At 58.8% G+C, this 19,520-nt stretch carries 17 protein-coding genes and 1 tRNA gene; 8 read left to right on the top strand and 10 right to left on the bottom strand.

Annotated features, from left to right (window positions below):
* The first annotated feature begins 3 nt into the window (after positions 1 to 3).
* A complete protein-coding gene (metH, locus tag AC1DMG_RS06150) occupies positions 4 to 2,739 on the top strand; it encodes a methionine synthase (RefSeq protein ID WP_477180305.1) in 2,736 nt (911 codons plus the stop codon).
* 205 nt (positions 2,740 to 2,944) lie between these two features.
* On the opposite strand, the gene AC1DMG_RS06145 is transcribed toward metH, so the two are convergent.
* The gene (locus tag AC1DMG_RS06145; RefSeq protein WP_477177353.1) at positions 2,945 to 3,286 is read right to left on the bottom strand and encodes a lipid-A-disaccharide synthase N-terminal domain-containing protein; all 342 of its coding nucleotides are present in this window, start codon (positions 3,284 to 3,286) and stop codon (positions 2,945 to 2,947) included.
* 132 nt (positions 3,287 to 3,418) lie between these two features.
* Here AC1DMG_RS06145 and AC1DMG_RS06140 point away from each other — a divergent pair.
* From AC1DMG_RS06140 to AC1DMG_RS06110, 7 genes are all read left to right on the top strand, one after another.
* Positions 3,419 to 3,493 (top strand) — tRNA-Val (locus tag AC1DMG_RS06140).
* Between the two features lie 241 nt (positions 3,494 to 3,734).
* Positions 3,735 to 4,076 (top strand): GrlR family regulatory protein, encoded by a 342-nt coding sequence (locus tag AC1DMG_RS06135; RefSeq protein ID WP_477177352.1) that lies wholly within the window; start codon positions 3,735 to 3,737, stop codon positions 4,074 to 4,076.
* A 289-nt stretch (positions 4,077 to 4,365) separates the two neighbouring features.
* Positions 4,366 to 4,920 carry a hypothetical protein gene (locus AC1DMG_RS06130; protein ID WP_477177351.1) on the top strand — a complete coding sequence of 185 codons (555 nt, stop codon included), beginning with the start codon at positions 4,366 to 4,368 and terminating at the stop codon, positions 4,918 to 4,920.
* Positions 4,921 to 4,952: 32 nt separating this feature from the next.
* Positions 4,953 to 5,699 carry a DUF6988 family protein gene (locus AC1DMG_RS06125; protein WP_477178478.1) on the top strand — a complete coding sequence of 249 codons (747 nt, stop codon included), beginning with the start codon at positions 4,953 to 4,955 and terminating at the stop codon, positions 5,697 to 5,699.
* A 125-nt stretch (positions 5,700 to 5,824) separates the two neighbouring features.
* Complete coding sequence (locus AC1DMG_RS06120; protein WP_214571259.1) at positions 5,825 to 6,118, top strand: transposase; 294 nt, start codon at positions 5,825 to 5,827, stop codon at positions 6,116 to 6,118.
* Positions 6,119 to 6,138: 20 nt separating this feature from the next.
* The gene (locus AC1DMG_RS06115; RefSeq protein ID WP_477176041.1) at positions 6,139 to 6,978 is read left to right on the top strand and encodes an IS3 family transposase; all 840 of its coding nucleotides are present in this window, start codon (positions 6,139 to 6,141) and stop codon (positions 6,976 to 6,978) included.
* A 121-nt stretch (positions 6,979 to 7,099) separates the two neighbouring features.
* The gene (locus AC1DMG_RS06110; protein ID WP_477180304.1) at positions 7,100 to 7,795 is read left to right on the top strand and encodes a transposase; all 696 of its coding nucleotides are present in this window, start codon (positions 7,100 to 7,102) and stop codon (positions 7,793 to 7,795) included.
* A gap of 451 nt (positions 7,796 to 8,246) precedes the next feature.
* Here AC1DMG_RS06110 and AC1DMG_RS06105 read toward each other — a convergent pair whose 3' ends face one another.
* The 9 genes from AC1DMG_RS06105 to AC1DMG_RS06065 form a co-directional block, all read right to left on the bottom strand.
* Entirely contained in the window at positions 8,247 to 12,770 is a 4,524-nt protein-coding gene (locus tag AC1DMG_RS06105; RefSeq protein ID WP_477178226.1) for an RHS repeat-associated core domain-containing protein, read from the bottom strand.
* Positions 12,771 to 13,477: 707 nt separating this feature from the next.
* Positions 13,478 to 14,500 carry a tyrosine-type recombinase/integrase gene (locus AC1DMG_RS06100; protein ID WP_477180311.1) on the bottom strand — a complete coding sequence of 341 codons (1,023 nt, stop codon included), beginning with the start codon at positions 14,498 to 14,500 and terminating at the stop codon, positions 13,478 to 13,480.
* 1 nt (position 14,501) lies between these two features.
* Positions 14,502 to 14,708 carry a DUF4224 domain-containing protein gene (locus tag AC1DMG_RS06095; RefSeq protein WP_477180303.1) on the bottom strand — a complete coding sequence of 69 codons (207 nt, stop codon included), beginning with the start codon at positions 14,706 to 14,708 and terminating at the stop codon, positions 14,502 to 14,504.
* 8 nt (positions 14,709 to 14,716) lie between these two features.
* Positions 14,717 to 15,517, bottom strand: a complete 801-nt coding sequence (locus tag AC1DMG_RS06090; RefSeq protein ID WP_477180302.1) for a hypothetical protein — start codon at positions 15,515 to 15,517, stop codon at positions 14,717 to 14,719.
* 235 nt (positions 15,518 to 15,752) lie between these two features.
* On the bottom strand, positions 15,753 to 16,403 hold the full coding sequence (locus AC1DMG_RS06085; protein ID WP_477180301.1) for a hypothetical protein: 651 nt from the start codon (positions 16,401 to 16,403) through the stop codon (positions 15,753 to 15,755).
* Positions 16,400 to 16,678: a hypothetical protein gene (locus AC1DMG_RS06080; protein WP_477180300.1), complete on the bottom strand. Its 279-nt coding sequence runs from the start codon at positions 16,676 to 16,678 to the stop codon at positions 16,400 to 16,402. Before AC1DMG_RS06080 ends, AC1DMG_RS06085 begins: the two co-directional genes overlap by 4 nt.
* The gene (locus AC1DMG_RS06075) at positions 16,675 to 17,001 is read right to left on the bottom strand and encodes a hypothetical protein (RefSeq protein ID WP_477180299.1); all 327 of its coding nucleotides are present in this window, start codon (positions 16,999 to 17,001) and stop codon (positions 16,675 to 16,677) included. The genes AC1DMG_RS06080 and AC1DMG_RS06075 overlap by 4 nt, the downstream gene beginning before the upstream one ends.
* A gap of 353 nt (positions 17,002 to 17,354) precedes the next feature.
* The gene (locus AC1DMG_RS06070) at positions 17,355 to 19,115 is read right to left on the bottom strand and encodes a DEAD/DEAH box helicase (protein ID WP_477180310.1); all 1,761 of its coding nucleotides are present in this window, start codon (positions 19,113 to 19,115) and stop codon (positions 17,355 to 17,357) included.
* The gene (locus AC1DMG_RS06065; RefSeq protein ID WP_477180298.1) at positions 19,115 to 19,519 is read right to left on the bottom strand and encodes a hypothetical protein; all 405 of its coding nucleotides are present in this window, start codon (positions 19,517 to 19,519) and stop codon (positions 19,115 to 19,117) included. Before AC1DMG_RS06065 ends, AC1DMG_RS06070 begins: the two co-directional genes overlap by 1 nt.
* Position 19,520: the final 1 nt, after the last annotated feature.

The raw sequence follows: 19,520 nt of genomic DNA, 5'->3' as shown, positions 1-19,520 counted from the left end.
CCGATGATGCCCCGCTACACCCGACTCTCCGGCCTTGAACCGCTGGTCATCACGCCCGACCTGTTGTTCGTCAACGTCGGCGAACGCACCAATGTCACCGGCTCGGCGCAGTTCCGCAAACTGATCAAGGAAGAACGCTACGAGGAAGCCGTCGATGTGGCGCGCCAGCAGGTGGCCAACGGCGCGCAGATCATCGACGTCAACATGGACGAAGGCCTGATCGATTCGGAAGCGGCGATGACGCGCTATCTGAACCTGATCGCCGCCGAACCGGACATCGCCCGCGTGCCGGTGATGGTCGACTCCTCCAAGTGGACGGTGATCGAAGCTGGCCTGCGCTGCCTGCAAGGCAAGGGCATCGTCAATTCCATCTCGATGAAGGAAGGCGAAGAGGTTTTCCTCGAACACGCGCGCAAGGTGCAGCAGTACGGCGCCGCCGTGGTGGTGATGGCGTTCGACGAGCAAGGCCAGGCCGACACCTGCGAGCGCAAGGTGGAAATCAGTTCGCGCGCTTATGAGCTGCTCACCACCAGGCTCGACTTCCCGCCSGAAGACATCATCTTCGACCCGAACATYTTYGCSRTSGCSACCGGCATCGARGARCACAACAAYTACGCGGTGGACTTCATCGARGCCACGCGCGAGCTCAAGCGCCGCTTTCCGCACTCGCACGTGTCGGGCGGCGTGTCGAACGTGTCGTTCTCSTTCCGCGGCAACAACATGGTGCGCGAGGCGATCCATWCSGTGTTCCTSTACCACGCCATCAAGGCGGGCATGGACATGGGCATCGTCAACGCCGGCGCGTTGATGATCTATGACGATCTGCCGGAAGACCTGCGCGAGCGCGTCGAAGACGTGGTGCTCAACCGTCGCCCCGATGCGACCGAGCGCCTGCTGGAAGTCGCCGATCAGTTCAAGGCGAAGAAGGGCGAAGTCATCGTGGAAAACCTCGCCTRGCGCGACAAGCCGGTGCGCGAACGCCTGAGCCACGCCCTGGTGCACGGCATCGACCAGTACGTGGTCGAAGACACCGAAACCGCGCGCCTGGAAACCTCGCGCCCGCTCGATGTCATCGAAGGTCCGCTGATGGATGGCATGAACGTGGTCGGCGACCTGTTCGGCGCCGGCAAGATGTTCCTGCCGCAGGTGGTGAAATCCGCCCGCGTGATGAAGAAAGCCGTGGCCCACCTCATTCCTTATATCGAGGAAGAAAAGGCGCGCACGGGCGATGCCGGCAAGTCCAACGGCAAGATCGTCATGGCCACCGTCAAGGGCGACGTGCACGATATTGGCAAGAACATCGTCGGCGTGGTGCTCCGCTGCAACAACTTCGATGTGATCGACCTGGGCGTGATGGTGCCCACGCAGAAGATCCTGGAAACCGCCATTGCCGAGAACGCCGACATCATCGGCCTGTCCGGCCTGATCACGCCGTCGCTGGAGGAAATGAGCCAGGTCGCGCGTGAAATGCAGCGCCAGAATTTCACGATACCGCTGATGATTGGCGGTGCAACGACGTCACGCGCGCACACTGCGTTGAAGATCGACCCGCATTACAAGTCGCCCACCGTGTGGGTGAAAGATGCCTCGCGCGCCGTGGGCGTGGCGCAGTCGCTCTTGAGCAAAGAGCTGGTCGACAACTTCATCGCCAAGGTGCAGGCCGAATACGCCGAAGTGCGCGAACGCCACAAGCATCGCGGCGCCGGCAAATCGCTGGTATCGCTGGAAAAGGCGCGCGGACAACGCTACACCACCGACTGGGCGAACTACAACCCGCCCCAGCCCAAGCAGCCCGGCATCACCGTGCTCGACAACTACGATCTTGCCGAACTGCGCCAGTACATTGACTGGTCGCCGTTCTTCAATGCGTGGGAACTGGCCGGCCGTTATCCCGCCATCCTCACCGATGAGATCGTGGGCAAACAGGCCACCGAACTGTTCAACGACGCGCAGGCGATGCTGGACACGCTGATTGCCGAGAAGTGGCTGACGGCGCGTGGTGTGATTGGCTTTTGGCCGGCTTATTCCGTTGGCGACGACATTGCACTTCTCCCTCTCCCCGTCGGGGAGAGGGCCGGGGTGAGGGGCCAAGACTTGCCCCAGTCCGCAGAAAAGCCGATTGCCACCCTTCACCACCTACGCCAGCAAGCCGACAAACCCGCCGAACGCCCCGACTTCTGCCTCTCCGACTTCATCGCCCCCAAATCCGCGAAGAAGCAGGACTGGGTGGGCGGCTTCGCCGTCACCGCCGGCATCGGCATCGACGAGCACGTGGCTCGCTTCGAAGCGGCACACGACGACTATTCCGCGATCCTGCTCAAGGCCCTGGCCGACCGTCTCGCCGAAGCCTTCGCCGAGCGCCTGCACCAGCGCGTGCGCCGCGAGTTCTGGGGCTACATGCCCGACGAGTCGCTCGACAACGTCGCACTGATCGAAGAGAAATACACCGGCATCCGCCCCGCCCCCGGCTACCCGGCCTGCCCCGACCACACGGAAAAAGGCACGCTGTTCCGTTTGCTCGACGGCACGACCAACGCCGGCATCGAACTGACCGACAGCTACGCCATGTTCCCCACGGCCGCCGTCTCCGGCTGGTACTTCTCCCACCCCGACAGCCAGTACTTCGTCGTCGGCCGCGTCACCCGCGAACAGGTCGACGATTACGCCAAGCGCAAGGGCTGGACACGCGAGCAAGCCGAGCGCTGGCTGGCGCCAAATCTGGACTACGACCCGGATTGATCAACCCGCCGATTGGCGTCTGCCCATAAGAGCGCTCCCCTTGCGGGAGCGCTTTCTTTTCTGTGGGAGCGCACCCTGTGCGCGACGGCCCACCGAAGCGGGCGCTCCTACAGGTGATAGGTCGAGCTACGAAACTTGTAGGAGCGCACTTGTGCGCGACCGCAGAGCCTCGTCGTTACCGCTCCGCCCGGACGTCGTACCGTGGTCAAACCTCACTCTCAACCAACTCCCGCCGCCTAACCTCACGCATATGCACCACAAGGTTATAAATCGACACAAACGCCGGGAAGAAATTGGAAAGAATGCCCACCGAGTCGTTCTTGCCAAAAATGAAATACGACAGCAGCAACGCACTGCCAATCACCGACAACCACCAGAACGACAGCGGCATCACCACCCGCTTGAGCTTGCGCGTGTAGTACAGCTGCACAAACCAGCGACTGGTGAACATGATCGAGCCCAGCAGACCCACCATCTTCCAGGGCGTAAGCTCAAAGCGGCGCAAGGCTTCGAGGACGTGGCTGAGTTCGTGGGTCAGGAAGTCCATGGACGGCAGGCCGATAGCTGAAAAGCCGGATATTGTACTCGCCCACCTTTCAATCGCCTGCCATCCTGAGCACTTTTTTTGGCCGGGAGGCTTGACCTGCTAGGCGGCTCCTAATATATTTCCGGGCTCGGCGGGCGATTAGCTCAGCGGTAGAGCACTGCCTTCACACGGCAGGTGTCGCAAGTTCGATCCTTGCATCGCCCACCATCGAATCAAAGAAAAGGCCACCTCAAAAGGGTGGCTTTTTTGTTTTTTGCGCCCCTCAGGGTGCCAAAGGGCTTCGGGGCAACCCTTGATGTGGCTTGTCGCCACGCCCCGGCAACGATCGCCGACGGCCCGAAGCCCTGGAATGCCATGCCGCCCCCCCCCCGTAGGCTGTCCGAATGGCCGATGCATGGGTGTCATTAGGCTTGGCATCCTGTGGGTCACGCCAGCCGGGGGGAAAGCCATGAACGAAGGCATCTACGAGGTCAGCTTCTACCAGAACTCCAGCAAGCAAGTGGACTACGGGAACGGCATCGTCACCATCAAGGAAGGTGCGATCAACGGCGGCGATGAGGGCTTCATCTATCGCGGCAGGCTGTCTCTGGATGGTGATCGAGCGACAGGCCGCATCCATGTGTCGAAATGGAGCCTTGCCGTACCTTCGGTCTTCTCTGGCCTCGATGACTACCAACTGGACTTCACAGGCGACTTCAATGGCGACGCGCTCGATGGCTGGGGCACCATCGTTGGCCAACCGAACATGACACTGTGGATCTCTGCTCACCGAGTCGGGGACTGCGCCTAGACGGCTCGATATGCCAAGAACGAGGTCAGTTTCGCTTCCCGAACCAATGGTCAAGATATAAGTGAAAACTGCCCCGCTATGGATTGAACCCGTTAGTGACATCGATCCCGACCTAAGCGAACAAAGGGTCAGAACACTTTCTCTAGAGGCTCACTGCGGCAGAACAATATCGTGTGGCGGGAGTTCGGCCACGAGGCAGGTCTAGAAAAGTGCTCTGATCCCCTTGTTGATCGCTTGTCCATTGAATGCCGTCTGTCATAGCGTATTGCGACACAACAGGGGAAGCGCTATGAACGACCGCGATATTCCGTCGGGTCCGTCGGACTTTGAAGTTCATAAGCTCAACGTCGAACTCAAGAAATTTCAGACTCAAATAGAAAACGACAACAAGAAGTTCAGAAGCGAGTTGATTCACAACAACTGGCGAACGACCTATGAGGCAGCCAACGCGGCCGGACGCGCCGCTATCAATGCACTTTTATTAGCAAGTGGTGGCGCAGTTGTCGCACTTCTCGCATTCCTTGGAAATCTACTTTCCAAAGATACGTCGCACGACTATCTGGCGCAGACACGCATAAGCACCATCGTTCACAACGTGGCTCTTGTTCTTCAGCCATTCGCAATATCAATGTTACTGTCGGTTCTTGCGACCGCCTTTGTCTATCTGTCGATGTTTTACTTTTCTGGCTCAGCCCGTTGGCGCGGCGAGGACGAAGCTAAGGCGGACCGATACGAAAAGATTGGGAACGTTCTGAACAACCTGTCTATCGTGACAGGTATCGCTTCATTTGGGATGCTCGTATACGGCGCCCGCGTTGGTCTAACCATGCTTCAGACACTCTGATTTCGGGCGAAGAAGCCTGCGGGAGAACGGGATTGGCCCAAGCCGACATTAGGGAAATAGCGCGCATCACTTATGAAACAGTGACGGCACAGAAGTACGCGTTATCCAACTTCACTATGCAGGACAGCCCCCGCATGCGCGTGGTGCTGTCGTTGTTTGTGGCATGCATGGATCACGCTGCGTCTGCCGCCCTGATGTTACGCACCCAGCCGGACACCTGTGGCATTTCGGCTATGACGCTTCTTCGGCCACAGGTGGAAGCTTTTTCCAGAGCAATCATGTTTAGCGTGGAAAGCGAGGTGACAGACGATGAAATCCGCGCCTTTATTGAAAAAGATAAGCTACCCCAACGTATTCCACTGAACAGCAAGAGCAAGGATAAAAAAGACGTTCAAGCCAAGGCCGTGCAGGAAATCGCCATGCGGGAAGTGAACGCCATGGTGAGAGGGATCGACGACGGCAGCGAGATTACGCGTTTCGTGCATTTTGCGGAGAAGGAGTTACACAGTTTTGTCCATGGTGGCCGAATGGTCGTACGCATGTACGACGAGGGCCCACAGAGCATCGGATTCAGTTTGGCTCACGATACGGCGCGGGAAATCCTGTATCACATGGGGCTTCTCTCTATGATGGCGCTTACATTCGCTGAAGAGCGTTTGGCGGACAACCCAGAGCCGAGCACTGGCCTCCTCGCCGTCACATGGCGCGCCTTCGTTGATCACCTCGCGTACAAGCCTGTAGACCTTCCCGAGCGCAGCAAACGGGATGGGGGTAGTTAATTCGAACAATGCCGGTGGGGCTCAACTACCAATAACGGGGTCAGGTTGGATCACCCCCGATTTTGGATCACCCCTGATTTCTCGGACACCCAAAAGCGAGGACAATCCTCGCACGGAGGTGTTCGATGGAAAAGCGCCAGCGATTCTCAGCCGAGTTCAAGCGTGAAGCCCTGCGGCTGATGCAAAGCAGTGGTAAGCCCGCCGCGGTGGTTGCCCGTGAATTGGGAGTGCCGCGTAACCGGCTGTACAAATGGGCCGATGAAGTGGGCAAGAAGGGAGCCGCGGCGTTCGGGGGAAGCGGCCGGCCCAAGGCGAGCAACGATGAGGTGGCAGTACTCAAGCGCGAGTTGGCTCGCCTCAAAGAAGAGAATGAGATTTTAAAAAAAGCGGCAGCGTACTTCGCGCGGGAGTTGTCGTGAAGTACGCCTGGATAGAGGGCATGTCTGGCCATAGTGTGCGCACGATGTGTCGAGCATTGCGCGTATCGCCCAGTGGCTACTACGCCTGGAGGACGCGGAAACCCAGCGCTCGCCGACTCGCCAACGAACAACTGATCGCTCGCATGGAAGCCCTCCATCGCGAAAATCACGAAGCTTACGGCTCGGAGCGCCTGTGGCGAGCACTCAAGCAGGAAGGAGAGCACTGCGGCCGGCATCGGGTTCGTCGCCTGCGCTGCGAGCAGGGTATTCGTAGCCGTCGTCGCCTGCGGTATCTACGCACCAAGAGCCCCTATCAACGCGTACCGACGGCACCCAATCGTCTCGGTTGGCCGTTCGCAAGCCCGGAGCCCGATCATGTCTGGGTCGCTGATATCACCTTCATACCCACGCGCCAGGGCTGGGTCTATCTGGCTGCCGTTTTGGACCTTTGTAGCCGCCGCATCGTGGGCTGGGCCATGAGTGATCGTGCCGACCAGGCACTCGCCAGTGATGCGCTGGCGATGGCGCTGGGGCGCCGCTGCCCCGCCAACGGCGCGATCCATCACAGCGATCAAGGCTCTCAATACACCAGCAAGCTCTATCAGCAGCAATTACAAGATGCAGGCCTTACGGCCAGCATGAGCCGAAAGGGCATGCCCTATGACAACGCGGTCATGGAGAGCTTCTTTGCCTCGTTGAAACACGAGTTGACACATCATCAGACCTTCCCGGATCGCGACTCTGCACGGACCCAGATCTTCCAGTACATCGAGATCTTCTATAACCGCAAACGCTTGCATAGCAGTCTCGGGTATCAATCTCCGGACAGCTTTGAGCGTACGCTCACGGTGACGATTTAAACCGTCCGAGAAATCGGGGGTGATCCAGAGTGCACTTTTCCTTCGTGATCGGACGATCTGAGCCGGCATGCATGGTGCCTTGATTGGCTGACCATGAAAGCTCCGACTTATCGTGTTTGCCATGGCCCGACAACCTCGCATCGATCTGCCCGGTATCCCGCAACACATCGTTCAGCGCGGTAACGATCGGCAACCATGCTTTTTCACTGAGCAAGACTACCAACGATATCTAATGGATCTTCGGGAGATCTGTTCTCGTGAAGGATGCCAAATCCACGCCTACGTGCTTATGACCAATCACGTGCATCTACTAGCCACGCCGTCTTTGCCGGGCCAGATCGCACGAATCATGCAGTCACTGGGGCGCCGCTATGTACGATATATCAACGACCAGTATCGCCGCAGCGGTACTTTGTGGGAGGGCCGGTACAAGTCGTGCCTCGTCGACAGCGATAATTACCTCCTGCGTTGCTATCGCTATATCGAACTCAATCCAGTGCGGGCATGCATGGTCGCCACGCCCGCCGAGTATCGATGGTCCAGCTATCGGAGCAATGCCGAGGGGATGCAAAGCATCCTGCTGCGCCCTCACGCCAACTATTTGGCACTTGGCGGGTCCCAGGAAGAACGGTGCGTCGCTTATCGCGCACTCGTAGCGGAGGCTCTCTCTGAGGATGACCTTGAGGCTATCCGCGGTCATGTTCAGCGACAGCATGCGCTCGGAAGCCATCGATTCCGCGACRCAATCGAAGCGCAACTAGCGCGCCGCGTGGGACCGGCCAAGATGGGCCGGCCGCGCAAAGAGTCATGCTCCTAATTGTGTACTCTGACCCCAGTTTTGCCAGTTTTACAGTTTTGCTGCCGTCGCATTGAAACCGAGAGTTAGGACCGGCTTCCTTGCCCTGATCGCCAGATCAGCCAAAAAACGATCCCAGCCAGACCGCAGGCCAACCCTTGTACCAATCCCGATTGATACCGATCCGGGTAGAACGGCAACCGATACGCGTAGCCGACCAGTGCACCCGCAATCAGTCCTACGAGCAAGAACGTCCACCATCGCGTGAAGTCTCGGCTCCTGAACAGTAGGAAGAGTGGTAGTCCAATGATAGTCATCAACAAGGCAACGCCCGTGTAAATAATTGCCATGACTTCGAAGAACACTACCCAAGGCCCCTTGTTCGGCAGACTTAGTACAGCCATGACGACGACTGGGATGAGGGGGGCGACTAGAAAGCCGGACAATGTTGCAATTGACTGCCGATTCATCGTCATCGTTTACACCCGCACTTTTGCTTTGCGTTCGCGATTATGTCATTCATCTGAGTTCCCCAAACTGCCTGATTTCCGAAATCGTTGAGCGGACCCATGAAGGAGAGAGTACTTTGGCTAAATGCCTCACCCTCACCGTACGTGTGAGCTACACCGCCTGTAACTGTTCGCGCAACGTAGCCAGGCGCGAAGGCGCTGTTTGAACCAGTGACGTTAACCACCACTGGTGCGCCAGTATTGTTGTCGGTGGTGAGGTACGAGGTCACTGGATTGTTCGGTGCAATTCCCGGTACGGCTGCGTTATTTGCTGTCCCATCTATCGTTGCGGGCGAAGGATTGCCGAACGAAGGGGTGGGATTGTCAATGAGCCCTTGCATAACCGAATCAGCATCAGCACATCCTATGTCGCGCGTGACATCGTATGCATGATAGAACGCGTCGTGGCCGTCATCGGGACCCAAAAGCGAGGGAAATCCTGGCTGAGAAGGGATCGTGAACGACGGCCCGCCCGGATACGAACACGTCAGCGACCCGTAGCTTTGGGTGCAAGAAGTGCCGCGTGGATCCGTTGCACCAAGAGTATTGGCGCTCACGTACATGTAGGCGTTTAGGCCACCATTGAGGCCAATGGGATCGCTCTGCACATACCTTCCCGTCCCAGCTTCATAGTCGCGATTGACGTTGTAGCTCAGGCCGCTCTCCGTGTCGTAGTACTGACCGGGGAAGCGTAAATTGTAAGTGTAGTCACTTGCACTTGACGGCTGCTGCTCACCAAATGCATTCGCCTGATACGCAAACTGCCAGATAGCAGCCCCTGCAGGATCCGTTACAGCCCTGGGCGTACCCAGCCCATCCGCATGCACGTAGCTCACCGAGCTGGCGCCACTCGAGGTATCCACCACGGCGACCGGCAGGTTCCCTAGCCAGATGTAGTCGCGCGAAAAGCTACCGTATTCACCGAGTAGCTGGCTCGCTTCATCGTACGCAAAACGCAGGCTACTGGCGGCTGGGAAGGTTACGGCTTTAGCCGTACGCTGCCCGAAGGCATTGTACGAATACGTCCCAACAGTACTCCCGTCCCGTTGCACAACCGTCATCCGATTGCGCCCGTTGTAGCCGTAACCAAACGTGCTACCGCCAACCACGCTTCCCGTCGTATTGCCATTGGCGTCGTACGCCCGAGAGGTATTACCGATACTGGCAAGGTGATGCGTTCCGGCCTGGTAGTTGTAGACACCCGTAGCGAGCCCACTAGCGGTCTTGCTCAAGCGGTCACCAGTCTTGCTATACGTGTAGGCCTCTTCCACATTGCCATTGCCATCGGTCAATCCCGTTAGGCGATACAGCGGGTCATAGCTGTAGCTCTCCACGGCAGGATTGGCGCCCGGCGCATTGCCCAAGGCAGTGATATTGCCCATCGCATCGCGTGCAAAGTGCAAGTTCAGCGCCGGACTCACCACGTCTGTGAGCGCGTAGTTGGCGTCATAGGTACGCGTGATGGTCTGACCATTACCCAACGTATAGCTGGCAATAGGTCCAAAGGGCAGGTAACTGATGGTAGTGACCACATTTCCAGCCCCCGCACCGCTTGTGCCTGGCGGCAGGGCAGTGACGCCGCTGATACGGCCGGCAGCATCGCGGCTGTACTGGATGGATGTCCCCGACGGCGTCAGCGTGCTGGCGAGGCGGTCGGCCAAGGTGTAGCCGTAGGCGGTGACGTCAGTGACCGTGCCCTGCGTCTGGCTCTTGCGCGTGACGTTGCCATGCGCGTCGTAACAGTAGATCGTGGTGACAGCGGTCTCGATGATGCGGGTGAGGCGACCGGTCGGGTACGAGGCCGGGCAGCCGGTGACGCTGTTGGGCTCGTCGTAGCCGTAGGCCACATTGAGCGAGCTGTCGGCATAGGTGGTGGCGGTGCGACGGTTGAGCGCATCGTAGGTGCTGTTGCTCACCGTGCCTTTGGCGTCCGTGCGCTGTGTGGCGTTGCCAGCGGCGTCGTAGATGTAGCCCGTGGCACCCGTGTCCGGACTCTGTACGCCGGTTGCGTTGCCCAGGCCATCGTAGCTGTAGGTGGTGTTGAGCCCGTCCGGATCGCCCACGCCTTCCAGGCGATCATTGGCGTCGTAGGCGAACACGCTTTGCGTGTTCTGCGTGGCGGTATCGGTGCCGTTGTAGTTGTCGATGGTGCTGACCAGGCGGTTCAGCCCGTCATAACCCTGCTTGCGCTGGACGCCGAGCGCATCGGCGGTGTGCACCAGGTTGCCGTTGGCGTCGTAGCTGTCGCTGTAGGTGGCGTTGAACACGGCGTGGCTCAGCCCGTCCGTCACCTTGGTGAGCTGGCCCAGCGTGTTGTAGGTGCGCGAGAGCGCGCGACGTACCGTGCCGCTGGGATCGAACGTCTGCTCCTGCGTCTTGTTGCCCGCTGCATCCAGCGTGTAGTGAATGCGATCGCCCAAGGCATCGGTGATGTCGGTGAGGCGATGGGCGGCGTCATAGGTGTAACTCACCGTGACACCGTCGGCATCCGTGATTGATGCCACCGAACCGTATGGCGTGTAGCCGATGGTGGTGACAGCGTCGCCGGAGGAGGGCGTGCCGTTGGTATTGGCGCGCGTCGTGCGCGTCAGCAGCCAGCCGCGCGGGCTATAGGTGAGGTCCGTGATGACGCCGTTGGTATCGGATTGACGAACCACGCGGCCGTTCTTGTCGTAGGCCACGAGCGTGGTGACTTGGCCCAGCGCGTTGGTCACCTGATACAGGTCGCCTGCGCGATGGCAGGTGCCGCCAGAGGTGCCGCAGCCGGACTCGTCCGTGGCCAGGTAGTAGCTGTAGTTGGTGATGTCGGAGACATCGGTGCGCGGACCATCGACGAAGAGCAGCAGGCCGACGAGCGGGCATTGCGTGGTGTCGATGGCGGTGCAGTAGGTGTAGCGCTGCTGACGCACGCCGGCAGGCGCATTGCCGCTGCTGCCGCAGCCGTAACTCAGGCTTCCGGGGACATTGGGGTCCGCCTCGCAACGTGCCGTGGCCTGACCGGAGTTGTTGTAGACCCATGAGTCGTAGGCGACGGTGTTGCCGCTGCTGTCGAGGACGGTACGGGTAAGCGGGACGCGCTGCGTGATGTCCCAGGTGAAATTCGTGGTGCGTTGAGTGGCCTGACCTTTGGCATCGATCTGCTGGGTCAACAGGGCGGCGCTGTTATAGGTGGTCGCCGTCGTGTTGCCGTTGAAATCGACGTAGCTGGTCGGATTGCTGTTGGCGTCGTACGTGCGCGTCTTCCAGGGCTGGCCGCAAATGGGGCCGCACGGCTGGCTGATCGAACTGGCGCGAACCAGGCCATTGGCGGTGGCATACCCCATGGTCATGGTGTTGCCTAGCGGGTACGTCACCGTCGACGTGCCATTGCTGCTGTATACGACGCTGGTTATCCCAATGCTGCCTCCAGCAAAGCTGGATGAGGTTCCGCGCCCCGTGCTGTCGTACGTGGTGGATTCATACCTGCTGCCGGATTCATCGATGACGCCGGTCAAGGCATTCGGAAGATTGGCGCCACTCGTCAGCGACGATTCGTTGTACGCGTACTGCAGGACACGCGTGTCGGGGTATTGCACAGACGCCAGATTGCCTGCCGTATCGTAGGTATATATCAACGTGCCGCCATCGGGCAGAGTGACCTGATGAACACGGGCATTGGCGTCGTACGCGAAACTAAGTTGCCGACCTTTCATGTCGGTGACAGTCAACAATAGTCCCGCCAATGGAGCGATCTGTTGTGACGTTTGGGCGGTACTGTACGTCAGCGAGATGCCGTTTCCTGTTTCATCCATGACTTGTTGCAGCAGGCCATTGGCATCGTACGTTTCGGTGTGATGGAGTGCTGCAATGAACGCGGAGTAGCCAACAGGATTGCCCTGACCGTCGTCCATTTCGACTAGCGTGTCCGTAACGTCTCGGGACGCGGTCCAAATCCCATTGCTCTTGGTGAAGAATTCTTGCTTTCCATCCGGGCGAAGCAATGCCACGGTCCCCGGGTAAACGATGACTCGAAGCGATCGGTCGAAACTGTGGCGCCAATGTGAGCCTATCGCCGACTGCGACGTTGAGGCATCACTGTTGTAAAAGCGACGAAGCGTAAGCCATTGGGATCCGGCATAGTCATCTTCTTGCCGATAGCTGTTCCCTGTAGCCGTATTGATAGGATCGCCAACGCTTGGATTGCCATCCGAAGGGGAGCCATACGCTTGTTGGCAGGTAGGTCCGCTTGTGGCCCCGATGTGACCTTCGCCACCATTACAGCCACCGCCATCGCCGACATTCTTGCGATTGTCGACGCCATATATCCAGATGAAATAATCATCGCTCGGGCCCAGATATAACGGCGTCCGCGGAGAACCATCATTGTTAGCAATTAGCCAAGTTCCAACCATAACGGAGGGATAGCCGTTATAGGTCGCATCGACGCATGCTTGACTGTGTGACCAATTGACCACTTTTCGAGACCCGTCTGCGGGCAGTCCGTACATAGAAACGCAGCCATTTACGGCGTCTGCGTGCGTTTGCACATTGATCCAGTTGTCCGCCCGCGCACCCGAGGGCCATAGCGAAAGCAAAGCAGACAGACACAGCAGTCGAAGGACTCCTTTTCTGACAACGTCCGCGCGACGCCGCATTGAACCTGTATAGGAAGAGGCTGTGCGCGAGCGAATCCAGCGCACAAGGGATGGCGTGCGAAGTTCCATTTCATTTCCCCTGATTGACATCTGAGCAAGCCGCGCCTTGGCGCTAGTCACAGGCAGATATAGCAAGGAATGGCAACTGCGCCACCCACCGATGCGCGAACTGGTTCACGATTTGAGCAGTGATATCTCTTACGACAGATGGCGTCGTATGCCATCAATCCGGCTTGCGGAAGGTCAACCCATGGTTGAAGACGAGAACCGAGGTCAATAAAACCGAGGTCAAAGTGGGCTTAAGTTGTGGTCGAAAAGGCCTGGGACAAAATGCCTCGGCAAGCACGAAAAAAGGCCCGACAAAAGTCGGGCCTTTTCTTTCAAATCTGGTACCGGTGATAGGACTCGAACCTACACGACATCGCTGCCAGTGGATTTTGAGTCCTATCAAGAACAGTCTTTAAAACATTAGCTTGGATGATTTGGCGTTCCGCAACGGGGCGCTATTTTGGTCATACAAGTCATTGAAACACAAACCCACGAAAACAATTGCGGAATGACTATTTGGTAGGCGTGACTTTGTCGCCGCGGCGATTGCGCACGTAGTGCTCGGTCATGGTGACGGTGGTGTGGCCGAGCTGTTGCTGAGCTTGGCGGATGTCCGTCGAGTCAGTCTTGTCGGTGCCCGCCTTGGCGCGAAGATCGCGGAACTGGAACTCGCTGGCGGGGATGCCTGCGTCGTCGCGCGCAGTATTGAACCGATCGCGCAGCATCCATTCCGATAGCGGCCGGCCCTGGTCGCTGACGATCAGCCGCGTGCTATGCACCTTGTACCCCGCCTTGCGTGCCGTAATGCGTGCCAGGAGCGCCGCCAAGTCGCCAACGACCTCGATGCGACGCTTGGCCTTGGTCTTGCCCTGCTTAACGTGCAGAAAGCCATCACGGACGTCTCGCTGATCCATGGTCCGCGTGTCTGCCACGCGCTGGCCGGTGAGGTACGCGAGATCCATGGCGTCGCGCAGCGCCTGGTCGCCAAGGTTATAGACGGCGTTGAACACGTCGTCCTCGATATACACGTCGCGGCCCGTCTCCTTGAAGCCACGGATGCCGGCGCAAGGGTTGGGCAAATCGGTATAGCCTTCCTCGCGCGCCCAATTCCAAAGATGAGATAGCAGGGCCTTATCGCGGTTGGCGCGCACCTGAGCCTTGGCGCCACGCCAGCGCAGGAACTTCTTCACTAGGTTGGGCGTGATCCCATCCAGCGGGCCGGGCGGGTCGTTGAAGAAGGTGAGCAGCTGCCGCATGCTTTTGTGGTTGTCGCGCTGCGTGCCGGTCGACTTGGTTGGCACGACGGAGCCGAGATAGCGATCAGCAACATATTTGAAGGTGATGACCTCGCGCGGCTTCTCTGCGCCGTCGCGCTCGATCTCGGCCCATCGTTTGATGGCCAGGCCATAATCAGTTCCTAGCGCCTCTTCTTTGCGCGGCCTGCCGCCGTGGTCGTAGAAGTAGTACGTGGTGTCGCCGCGCTTGCGCTGTCGCAGGCGCGGGATGGCGTTCGGCGTGGATGGTCTGCGCCCCATATCAAGCGGCCTTGTTCGGTCGCCATACGGGCTTGGCGGAGGCCTTCTCTGGCGCACCTTCCACCGCTGCGCGCGTGACCACGGGCCAGCCGTGGCCATCGACGTAATGGCGGATGCCATTCTGGCGAAGAAAGGAGAGCTGTCGGGCGCGCGTGTGCGCCCGGGTCAGCTCGGTGATTTCGGTACGTGACAGACACAGGTTCGTCATTTTCTCACTCACAGCCCCACCTCGGTCGCCTTTCCTTTCTCCACGCGCTGGGATAGGGCGGCTTCTGCAATGGCCAGCGACTCGTCTGCTTTTCCTTGAGTGACAAAACCAGCAGCCACAAGCGCGTCAAAGGCGAATGCCTTTCGCATATCCAACGAAGTGGCGCTCGGGTGGGTGAATAGCGGGATGGGCGTCGCTTTGCATGGATGCGCATACACTTCAATATCTCCGGCATGCTCGCAGCATTTCAGATAGTCGATGTCTTGCTGCGAAGTCCAAGCAACCGCATCACCGCTATCGGCTCGGGTGTTGATCGGCCTAAATCCACGTTCTGCCGCCTTAATGAAGTCAGTGCAGAACGATGAATCCGCGAAACCAAGCGTCACATATGCGCGATTGGCGTGTGTTCGATCAATCGTCACAGGCACAGGGATGCCGTTGACTTCCTGCTGAGATACTTGTTCGATGCGCTCGCCATTCGGTTCGGCGGCGAGCATCGCCCGTTCAATAGCATGCAGGCCACGAACCAGTTCCTTCAGGTCCGGGTCCGTCTTAAGGTCATTGGCGAGAAGCTCGAAGCTATCGAGCAGCGATCCAATGAGTGGCATGACATCCCGAGACTGAGCTGCACGTAGAGCTTCGACCTCAGAAACCGTAGAAGACGTTTGGACGTCGGTGGTCTTAGCGGCTTTCCATGCATGCCACGTTGCATCCTTCAGGTTGTTAGGTTGGTATTCACCGTAGCGATTGGCGTACCACTTCTCAAACGCCTCACGACACTTAAGCTGCTCGGCGGTGTTGTCGTTCATATTGGCATCTCATCTTGCCGTTGTTCGAACAAGTCTGGATCAAGCTCATACATTGAGCATGTACCGTCCTGCTTAACCAGCGCGTCAAGTATATTCGTTGCTGTCTCGTTGTTGCAGGCATCGTAGTTGTACGTGTACTGCACAAAGGCGATTGGACACGGATGTTCGCCATATCTGCATCGCATACACTGCTCGTTGAACGTATAACCTTCAGAGCTATTCGCGAAGTAGGCCATCACTTCACCTCGTCTTGCGGTGCGAGCATGGATTTACGTAGGAAACATGGCGGGTCACCTTCTGGATGGAACGCGCCTTTTGCGAGTAGCGTCTCCGTCACTTCATCGATCATGTCATCGCCAAAGTCGCTGAGGACACCTTCATCCGGCGCGCCGCACATCCAAACTCCCACTTGCGAGTAGATGTCGCCGCGCGCCGCGCAGTAGTGCGCATGTGGCGTTCCTTCATCGTCCGCGTAGTAGAAAATCCACCCATCATGCACAGCCACCTTCCGAGAGGCTACGAACGCTTCTAGTGCTTCAACGGATTCAATGGTCCCGTGCAGTCCAACAGGTTTTCCATCAAGCGTTCCGGTAAAGAGTGCAGGGTAGGCCACCTTCCGCGAGGCGAGGGATTCAAGGGCGGCGCGCAAATCGTCGGCACGTACCGTCACCGACTTAGCCTCGTCACGGTATGCAATCTCCCGCAATCGCTCCGTGACAGCATCATTCGTAACCGCATCGCGGGATAGGTGGGCGTCGATAGCTTTGGCCCAAATATCCATCAAGGTGCACGTTACGTGGTGTTTCGTGGTTCGCTGGAATTTAGATTCCTCGCGAATCGAATCGCGCACCTGCTCCAAACTCATCCCGCTACGCTCGGTGGTCATGGGTTGTTGTCCTTGTTGTCGGTGATGGCGTATTTGCGAAAATTCGTATCGCCAGTCTCCTTGTGCGCAAGATTTCCTTTGCTATCCGTGACGAACATACCAAGTGGCAGGAACACTTGTTCAAAGCATCCATGCCACTGGCCTTTCGCGCCAATCGATTCATCCTTGTCGCATCCCGAACAAAGCGCAGGCATACCCTTGTACTTACGCCACGCGTAATTGCTGAGAGCCGTGTTTTCACAGCAACCACACTGTTCGCATTGAAATAGGCTCACGACTTCCCCCTCACCATCGATTCGAGCGCGTCTTTTCGTGGCGGCAACTTGCCGTCAGCGACATTCCGCGCGATGGATTCCTCCGTCATCTTCACGGCGTGCGCAATGGCGTCATCCTTCGACCAGTCGCGATAGCATTTGTCGTGGTTGACGATGTTCATCCACTGCGTGTCCCAAAGTCGAACCTCACCATCCCCAACCTCCACGGGACGCTCAAGGATTTCTTGGATGGCATCGGCACACATTTCGTAACCATGCGCAATGCCGTCGCAGAAGTCGCCACAGCCGCGACTGGTTCGTTCTTTCTCGCGCCACTTCTCCACCAGCTCCCACAGAGCGCGGTTGTCAGGGGTTGTCATGGGGTCACCTCAACGATTGCACGAGCGATTCGGTAGCCACGCCTATACGCGATAGCCCATCGCCGTGAAGTTGTTGCCGCCTCATCGTATTCTCTGGCAGAAATACATCCTGAGACGACCAGGGTCATAACTGCGTGCCTCGTTCGCTTAGCGCCTAGCCACTCGATGATCCTTCCGCTCGGATACATAGCAACCCACATCTGCGTACTCGTACTCATTTCGCCTGCTCCTTCAACGCAGAGAGGACGGCGGTGGTTTGTTTGTTGCACATGCCAATCTCCTAAAAAGGAATCACTTCCGACCAGTCGTCACAGCCCTCAAGCTGCGCGCCTGGCGGAACCGTTGCCGTCCAGTGCCCGCACCAGCCATCCCGGAACGCCTCGCAGTCCTTGCACGGCGTCAGCTCCGGCAACGACTCCAGCGCCTTCACCGCGTTCTGCGCCGACCGGATCATTCGCGCTCGTTCGTTCTTGTTCGGTAGCTGCAGGCTCACTGAATTGGTGCTCCAGAATGTCGGGATACTTGTCGGTCTCATCGACCAGGATTGAAGCGGGCGTGGGCAGCTTCCAGGCGAGCGGCAACGCTTCCTCTACCGTGCGCGGACACTGGTCAGAGGTTCGCGCCTGCCACCAGCGCAGCGCCTTAGCGCGCGGCATGCCGTCGTGCTCGATGCACACCCACTCGCTAAAGCGTCGCAGGCCGCATTGGTACGTCACACGAAGCGACACGGTCTTGCCGGCCTTGTCGTGGCGTGCATACGAAACAGAGTTGACGGCGTGAACGTTGCGCACGCGTTCTCGGTCCGTGGACAGCACGGGCGCGTTCACCGGGCGGTCGCTGTGCGCTGGGTCCGCGCTACCAAACTCGAATTCGCACACGTCGCACTTGCGCATGCCGAAGGGCAGAAGAGACTGGCACTTCGGGCATTCCTTCATGCGCCCCTTTTCGACTTCCGCTTTCTGTCCCGCTTTGCGCGGTCGGCTCACGCGGATCTGATCGACGGGGCCGTGCTCAAGCAGGTTTCCGGCGAAGTCCAACACCAGGCAGTCACTCTTTCCGGGTGCGATGCGGAAGCCGCGGCCGATTTGCTGATACATGAGCCCGGGCGACTTTGTCGGTCGCAGCATGGCCACGCAATCGATATGCGGGGCGTCGAAGCCTTCGCTGAGCACGTTTACGTTGACCATGCACCGGATGCGGCCTTCCTTGTAGGCGTCGATCAGCGACTTGCGCTCGCCCTTGGGCGTCTTGCTACTGACGACGCCAACAGTGATGCCGCGAGCTTTGAGCACGTCGCGCACCATCTCGGCGTGCTTGATGTTCACGCAGAACACAATCCATGCGCGGCGGTCAGCGGCGCGCGTGCACAGCTCATTGCAGGTGCGCCCCACCAGGCCATTTGCCATCATGGCGTCAGCGAGCTCGCCCTCGTCGTACTCGCCGCCCTTGGTGTGCACCTGCGACAGGTCGGCCAGCTCAAGGCCACCCGGCGTGACCAGGCGCGACAGGTAGCCATCGCTGATCAGGTCCGGGATACGCGCCTCGTAGGCAATCTCGTTGAGCACGTACTCGGGCCCGCAGATCGGAATGGCCTTTCCCTTGAGGCGGTAGGGCGTCGCGGTCAGGCCGATGACGCGCAGGTTCGGATTGAACTTGCGGCAATCGTTGATGAATTTGAGATAGCTGCCTTCGCCATCCAGCGGGATGCGCTGGGCTTCGTCGATGATCAGGATGTCGAAGCGGCCAAGCTGGTGCGCGATCTTGGCCACGCTCTGGATCTGCATGTACAACACGGAGTCGAAGCGATCGCGTCGACGCAGGCCGGCGGCATAGATGCCCATGGGTGCGTTGGGCCACAGCGCGCGGAGCTTGCCGGCGTTCTGGCTGACGAGCTCCTGGACGTGCGCAAGGATGCCCACGCGACCGCCCCACTGCTTGACGGCTTCCATGGCAATGGCCGCCATTAGCGGCGACTTGCCGGCGCCGGTGGGGAGCACCATGGCAGGGTTGCCTTCGCGGTTGCGCAGGAAGTCCCAGCAGGTGTCGAGGGCGGTTTGCTGGTAGGAGCGCAGCTCCATCACGCCGCCCTCTTGGCCGGCGGATCGAGCTTCGCCTCAGTGCGCCGCTTATTGGCACATACAACGCATGCACCGCCATTCACATAACGCACGCAGCTTCCGCACTTCTTGCACTCGGCACCGTCATATCGCGCAGCGTTCCTGTTCTCAACGCGGTGCAAGTGGTTTCGACCGCCTGAAATCTTCCGTTCGCGCGCCGATGCCAGCAGATCGTCCGAGAGCTGACGCCACAGGCCGAAGAGGCTGTCGCCAGCCGTGTACACGCCGACCAGTTCTTCCTCGATCACATGGTCAGGCGCCTCGACCGTCACGAAGCCATCAGGCGACAGGCACACAGCGCGCGCGATCTTGTACTCGCTGATGATGTTGGCCGCTTTGTCGGCGCACTGGCTGATGGTGTGCATG

The sequence above is a fragment of the Dyella sp. 01N36 genome, from assembly GCF_056399745.1.
The sequence above is the reverse complement of the archived record's forward strand: the minus strand, read 5'-3'. Positions and strand labels throughout refer to the sequence as shown.

Excerpts from the sequence above, each read along its gene's own strand:
- AC1DMG_RS06145 (WP_477177353.1), bottom strand. The coding sequence starts at position 3,286 with ATGGACTTCCTGACCCACGAACTCAGCCACGTCCTCGAAGCCTTGCGC.
- AC1DMG_RS06135 (WP_477177352.1), top strand. The coding sequence starts at position 3,735 with ATGAACGAAGGCATCTACGAGGTCAGCTTCTACCAGAACTCCAGCAAG.
- AC1DMG_RS06130 (WP_477177351.1), top strand. The coding sequence starts at position 4,366 with ATGAACGACCGCGATATTCCGTCGGGTCCGTCGGACTTTGAAGTTCAT.
- AC1DMG_RS06120 (WP_214571259.1), top strand. The coding sequence starts at position 5,825 with ATGGAAAAGCGCCAGCGATTCTCAGCCGAGTTCAAGCGTGAAGCCCTG.
- AC1DMG_RS06115 (WP_477176041.1), top strand. The coding sequence starts at position 6,139 with ATGTCTGGCCATAGTGTGCGCACGATGTGTCGAGCATTGCGCGTATCG.
- AC1DMG_RS06105 (WP_477178226.1), bottom strand. The coding sequence starts at position 12,770 with ATGTACGGACTGCCCGCAGACGGGTCTCGAAAAGTGGTCAATTGGTCA.
- AC1DMG_RS06100 (WP_477180311.1), bottom strand. The coding sequence starts at position 14,500 with ATGGGGCGCAGACCATCCACGCCGAACGCCATCCCGCGCCTGCGACAG.
- AC1DMG_RS06095 (WP_477180303.1), bottom strand. The coding sequence starts at position 14,708 with ATGACGAACCTGTGTCTGTCACGTACCGAAATCACCGAGCTGACCCGG.
- AC1DMG_RS06090 (WP_477180302.1), bottom strand. The coding sequence starts at position 15,517 with ATGAACGACAACACCGCCGAGCAGCTTAAGTGTCGTGAGGCGTTTGAG.
- AC1DMG_RS06085 (WP_477180301.1), bottom strand. The coding sequence starts at position 16,403 with ATGACCACCGAGCGTAGCGGGATGAGTTTGGAGCAGGTGCGCGATTCG.
- AC1DMG_RS06070 (WP_477180310.1), bottom strand. The coding sequence starts at position 19,115 with ATGGAGCTGCGCTCCTACCAGCAAACCGCCCTCGACACCTGCTGGGAC.
- AC1DMG_RS06065 (WP_477180298.1), bottom strand. The coding sequence starts at position 19,519 with ATGCACACCATCAGCCAGTGCGCCGACAAAGCGGCCAACATCATCAGC.